We start from the raw sequence: 4,955 nt of genomic DNA, 5'->3' as shown, positions 1-4,955 counted from the left end.
GCCATAAAACCGGCGCATTAATCAAAGCAAGTGTATTAATGGGGGCTATTGCCGCAGGTTGTACCGATACAAAAACACTAACCGCCTTAGAAACTTATGCCAGCAAACTTGGTTTGGCTTTTCAAGTACATGATGATGTTTTAGACGTGATTGGTGACACACAAAAACTGGGCAAACAAGCAGGTGCAGATGCCGAGCATGCCAAAGCCACTTACCCTGCTTTATTGGGCTTAAACCAAGCCCAACAATTAGCGAGTCAATTACACGACGAAGCTATTGCAGCAATTAAACCTTTAGGCTGCAAGGCCAATGCACTTGTTTGGTTAGCTGATTTTTTGGTTGATAGAGATCATTAAGACTTGTCATTTAGTACAGCAATAAACAATACCCAATATAGACTAAAACGCTATAATTAACCCAAGTCCCAAATTTGATTAATAAAGCTATGATGTTTTATGAAATTCCCCTCAATCGTCCCAATACGCCTTTATTGGACTCCGTGCCTTATCCCAGCGATTTACGCAAACTCTCCCTATCCAGTTTGCCACAGCTAGCGGATGAATTACGTGCCTATTTATTGTGGTGTACGGGTCAAACGGGTGGTCATTTTGGTGCAGGTTTAGGGGTGATCGAACTCACCATTGCCTTACATTATGTTTATGACACACCGTTTGATCGTTTGTTATGGGATGTGGGTCATCAAGCTTATCCACACAAAATTTTAACTGGCCGCAAAGAACAAATGCTATCTATGCGCCAAAAAGATGGTTTAGCCGCCTTTCCTAATCGCGCAGAATCAGAATATGACACCTTTGGTGTTGGTCACTCTTCAACCTCTATTTCTGCCGCGTTAGGCATGTCTTTGGCTGCACGCCAACAAAACTCAGGTCGAAAGGTTGCCGCCATTATTGGCGATGGCGCAATGACCGCAGGCATGGCCTTTGAAGCGCTAAACGATGCCGCCCATAACAAAGCAGATATGTTAGTCATTTTGAATGACAATCAGATGTCAATTTCTCATAATGTCGGTGGTTTATCGAATTATTTAGCACGCATTTGGTCAAGCAAACAATATATTGCCTTGCGCGAAGAAGGCAAAAAAGTCTTAGCAACGATGCCAACCGCATGGAATTTTGCTCGTCGTACCGAAGAAAGTGTCAAACACATGACTGCCTCAACAGGCACATTATTTGAGGCAATTGGTTTTAACACAGTTGGCCCAATTGATGGTCATGATGTCATTGAATTAGTTCGGGTATTACGCAATTTACGCAAAGCCAAAGGCCCTCAGTTATTACATTTATATACCACCAAAGGTAAAGGTTTTGCCCCTGCCGAAGCTGACCCAATTGGTTATCATGCCATTACCAAGATTGCACCAGCCAGTGAACGCAGCACCAGCCCTAGCTCCAAAAAACCTAAATACTCCGATGTTTTTGGCCAATGGTTGTGTGATATGGCCGCACAAGACTCTCGTTTAGTGGGTATTACCCCTGCTATGTGCGAAGGCTCGGGCATGGTTAATTTTGCCAAACAATACCCTGATCGTTTTTATGACGTAGCGATTGCTGAACAACATGCCGTTACCCTTGCTGCTGGTATGGCTTGTGAAGGTTTAAAGCCTGTGGTTGCCATTTACTCAACCTTTTTACAACGTGGCTATGATCAACTAGTTCACGATGTTGCCTTGCAAAATTTAGACGTTACCTTTGGTATTGATCGTGCTGGTTTAGTGGGTGAAGACGGGCCAACTCATGCAGGCGCTTATGATTATGCCTATATGCGCACCATTCCCAATATTGTCATTTGTGCTCCTGCTGATGAAAATGAATGTCGCCAATTATTGTACACCGCTTACCAACATCAAGGCTGTGCGGCGGTACGTTATCCACGCGGAACTGGCACAGGCGTTCATATCGACACACAAATGACCGCTATCCCTATTGGTAAAGGCGAAATTAAACGTCTTGGCCAAAAAGTAGCCATTTTAGCTTTTGGCAGTATGTTAAGCCCGAGCCTACAAGCCGCCGAACAACTTAACTGCACAGTCGCTAATATGCGTTTTGTAAAGCCATTGGATGAACAACTGATTCGTCAACTTGCGCAAGAACATAGCTTATTGGTGACGGTTGAAGAACATGCGATTATGGGTGGTGCAGGCAGTGCCGTAAATGAATTTATTTTTGCCCAAAACTTGGGAGTGTCAGTACTAAACTTGGGCATTCCTGATGCATTTATCGAACATGCAAGCCACAGCGACATGTTAAAAGCCTGTGGATTAGATGCTCAAGGCATCATCAACACCATCAAACAACGTATAACAGTATAAAAATCACTCACTTTTGTTAATTAGGGCAGATTATTCTGCCCTTTTTTGTCTACTGAGTAGCATTTTCTTTATTTCATAACACTAAATCTCTATTTACGGTGCATTTTTTGCAGAATACCCCTTGTCATGTTCATTATTGTTAGGGGGATATTATGTTTAATCCATTTGCGAAAGGAGTGACTCTATTATTAGCTTTAGCCTTGAGTTTACCAACTTGGGCATTAAGCAACGCTGAAGCAGTCAATATGTCGGGTTTACAAAGAATGCTTAGCCAACGGATTGCCAAAAGTTATTTAATGCTGGGGCAACGAGTAAGCGTCCAAGAAGCCACCAAACAACGTGAAACAAGTATTGCTCTATTTGAATCTAATTTAAAAGAATTAAAAGCCTATGCGCCTACGCCTGAAATGAATGAAGGTTTAAAAAAGGTCGAAACTGTTTGGATGGGCTACAAGAAACGTGTTTTGCAAACACCAAGTCGCGAAGAAGCCTTAACTGTTATTCGTCAAAGTGATGAAGTGTTAAAACTCAGTGAATCGGTTGTCAAAATGGTTCAAGAATACAGCAAAGTTTCTAGTGCGCGGTTGGTGAATATTTCAGGGCGTCAACGGATGCTAAGTCAACGCATTGCTAAATTATACTTAACCAAAAGTTGGGGCTTAACGTATGAAGGTTTAGATCAAGACTTAACCACGGCAATTAATGATTATGAAAATGCCTTAGCCGAATTAACTGCTAGCCCGCTTAATACCGATGAAATCAAACAAGGTTTAGGTAAAGTACAAGGTATTTGGAAATTTTCAAAATCGGGGTTTGCTTTATCTAATGAAAATCTTTATGTGCCAACAGCAATTGCTAATACAACTGAAAATTTACTCAAACATATGCAAGCGATTACCAAACAATATGAAGTTCAAATGCAAATTGCTGCCAATAAAAGTAGTAATAATAGTAACAACAATAGCAGCAATAAAACCTAAGTCATCACTGACATAAACAAGGATGTTTTAATCACAAAACTCTTTTTTAACCACACAGAGAGGCAATACAATACTCACAAAAGCAATAGCGTTAATTACCGCATTAATCCACAAACCAAATAAGCTTGAATAAATACTATCGTAAGCAGCCCAAACAACACATGCGAGAATCATCAACCACCAAACACCTTTGTTGGGTTGACTAAACGCATAAGTGACGATACCAAAAAACAGAACGCCCCAACTCGCCACTGTTGGCCCAAATAAACCAATCATAAACTGCAAAAACAATAAATCTTGTTGATGATTTAGCGCAAAAGTATCGGCCATTAACCGAAAATAGGGTTGCACCAAATCTATATGAACAATGATAGGCAACAACAACCCCATAATAATATGAACTATGGCCACAAACTGTAACCAACGTTTAACAACTAACATACTGACACCTTATCGTCATTTCAGCTAAATTTATCGGAAGGCAATAGCCAATTTAATATATAAAATTATAATAACAATGTGATAACTATCACAAAAAATCCAGCAATTTCGTGAGACATATTAGTGACCACTATTAAACAAATTCGTATGACACAAATCGCAAGCCTAATTGGATTAGCTATTATCATTATCATCGGATTGACATTTGTTGGAGCGATTCTTGGTCTTTATCATTTACCCACAGAAAAAGGTAATTTTTTAGGTGAAATTTTTTTAGTTGATAGTTTAATTACAGGAAGTCTGTTACTGATTGTCAGACGAGCACGTTGCCCTGTTTGTAAAAATGTTTTTGTTGGCAAAACCGAACCACGCTGGTTTAGCAAAACATGTAAAAACTGTGGCCGTCGTAGTGGTGATACACATTAATATAGGAGCGGATGAAGGGAGCCGAAGCCTTGCCAAAAGCGTTATAAGCTTCTACCATTAAATTACAATTGCTAATTAGAGACTGCTTTTACAGTCTCTAATCGTAGACTCAGCGATTTTACCTTATTTTTTCTTCGCTTTTTTCTCTGTTTTTGCTGCGCCTTCTTCTTTAGTGACTTTGATTAACTCTACATCAAAAACCAAAACTGCATTTGGTGGAATAGAACCAGCACCCATTTCACCATAAGCCAAATCGGAAGGAATGGTAAAACGATATTTACTACCAGCTTTCATTAACTGCAAACCTTCAGTCCAACCAGCAATCACTTGATCTAATCTAAAAGAAGCTGTTTGACCACGCTGAATAGAACTATCAAAAATGGTTCCATCCGTTAATTTACCTTCATAATGGACTTCAACAGTATCTGTTGCTTTAGGTTGAATACCAGTACCTTGAGTTAACACTTCATACTGCAAACCAGATGTTGTAGTGACAACACCCGTTTTTTTGGCATTTTCTGCTAAAAATGCTTTTCCTGCTTCTAAATTTTCATTCATTTTTTTATTTTTTGCTGCGTTTAATTTATCAAACAAACTCATTGAATTATTTTGGGCGAAGATATTACATCTCAACCAATTTATTTTTTTCATCATTTGTTTCAATTTACTTTCACCCCCTCTCCTTTTATTCTAGGAGCTTTAAACTCTAGAGGATTATTTTTCACTTATTTATTATATCACATATTTTGCAGTGCGAGATTTATAGTGCACAATGCAGG

General features: G+C 39.5%; 6 protein-coding genes. 4 read left to right on the top strand and 2 right to left on the bottom strand.

Annotated features, from left to right (window positions below):
* From Q0212_RS16505 to Q0212_RS16495, 3 genes are all read left to right on the top strand, one after another.
* Nucleotides 1-356, top strand: a 356-nt coding sequence (locus tag Q0212_RS16505; protein WP_297927568.1) for a polyprenyl synthetase family protein, incomplete at its 5' end; no start/stop codon positions are given.
* Nucleotides 357-445: 89 nt separating this feature from the next.
* The gene (gene dxs, locus Q0212_RS16500; protein ID WP_297927566.1) at nucleotides 446-2,329 is read left to right on the top strand and encodes a 1-deoxy-D-xylulose-5-phosphate synthase; all 1,884 of its coding nucleotides are present in this window, start codon (nucleotides 446-448) and stop codon (nucleotides 2,327-2,329) included.
* 152 nt (nucleotides 2,330-2,481) lie between these two features.
* Nucleotides 2,482-3,309, top strand: a complete 828-nt coding sequence (locus Q0212_RS16495; RefSeq protein ID WP_297927564.1) for a type IV pili methyl-accepting chemotaxis transducer N-terminal domain-containing protein — start codon at nucleotides 2,482-2,484, stop codon at nucleotides 3,307-3,309.
* Nucleotides 3,310-3,336: 27 nt separating this feature from the next.
* Here Q0212_RS16495 and Q0212_RS16490 read toward each other — a convergent pair whose 3' ends face one another.
* Entirely contained in the window at nucleotides 3,337-3,750 is a 414-nt protein-coding gene (locus Q0212_RS16490) for a hypothetical protein (RefSeq protein WP_297927562.1), read from the bottom strand.
* Nucleotides 3,751-3,873: 123 nt separating this feature from the next.
* Between Q0212_RS16490 and Q0212_RS16485 the strand changes: the two genes are divergently transcribed.
* Nucleotides 3,874-4,176 carry a hypothetical protein gene (locus Q0212_RS16485; protein WP_297927560.1) on the top strand — a complete coding sequence of 101 codons (303 nt, stop codon included), beginning with the start codon at nucleotides 3,874-3,876 and terminating at the stop codon, nucleotides 4,174-4,176.
* 123 nt (nucleotides 4,177-4,299) lie between these two features.
* On the opposite strand, the gene Q0212_RS16480 is transcribed toward Q0212_RS16485, so the two are convergent.
* Nucleotides 4,300-4,776, bottom strand: a complete 477-nt coding sequence (locus Q0212_RS16480) for an FKBP-type peptidyl-prolyl cis-trans isomerase (protein ID WP_297927558.1) — start codon at nucleotides 4,774-4,776, stop codon at nucleotides 4,300-4,302.
* Nucleotides 4,777-4,955: the final 179 nt, after the last annotated feature.

It is taken from the genome of uncultured Agitococcus sp., from assembly GCF_937920075.1.
Lineage (GTDB): Bacteria > Pseudomonadota > Gammaproteobacteria > Pseudomonadales > Moraxellaceae > Agitococcus.
The sequence above is the reverse complement of the archived record's forward strand: the minus strand, read 5'-3'. Positions and strand labels throughout refer to the sequence as shown.

Excerpts from the sequence above, each read along its gene's own strand:
- Q0212_RS16480 (WP_297927558.1), bottom strand. The coding sequence starts at position 4,776 with ATGAGTTTGTTTGATAAATTAAACGCAGCAAAAAATAAAAAAATGAAT.
- Q0212_RS16495 (WP_297927564.1), top strand. The coding sequence starts at position 2,482 with ATGTTTAATCCATTTGCGAAAGGAGTGACTCTATTATTAGCTTTAGCC.
- dxs (WP_297927566.1), top strand. The coding sequence starts at position 446 with ATGATGTTTTATGAAATTCCCCTCAATCGTCCCAATACGCCTTTATTG.
- Q0212_RS16490 (WP_297927562.1), bottom strand. The coding sequence starts at position 3,750 with ATGTTAGTTGTTAAACGTTGGTTACAGTTTGTGGCCATAGTTCATATT.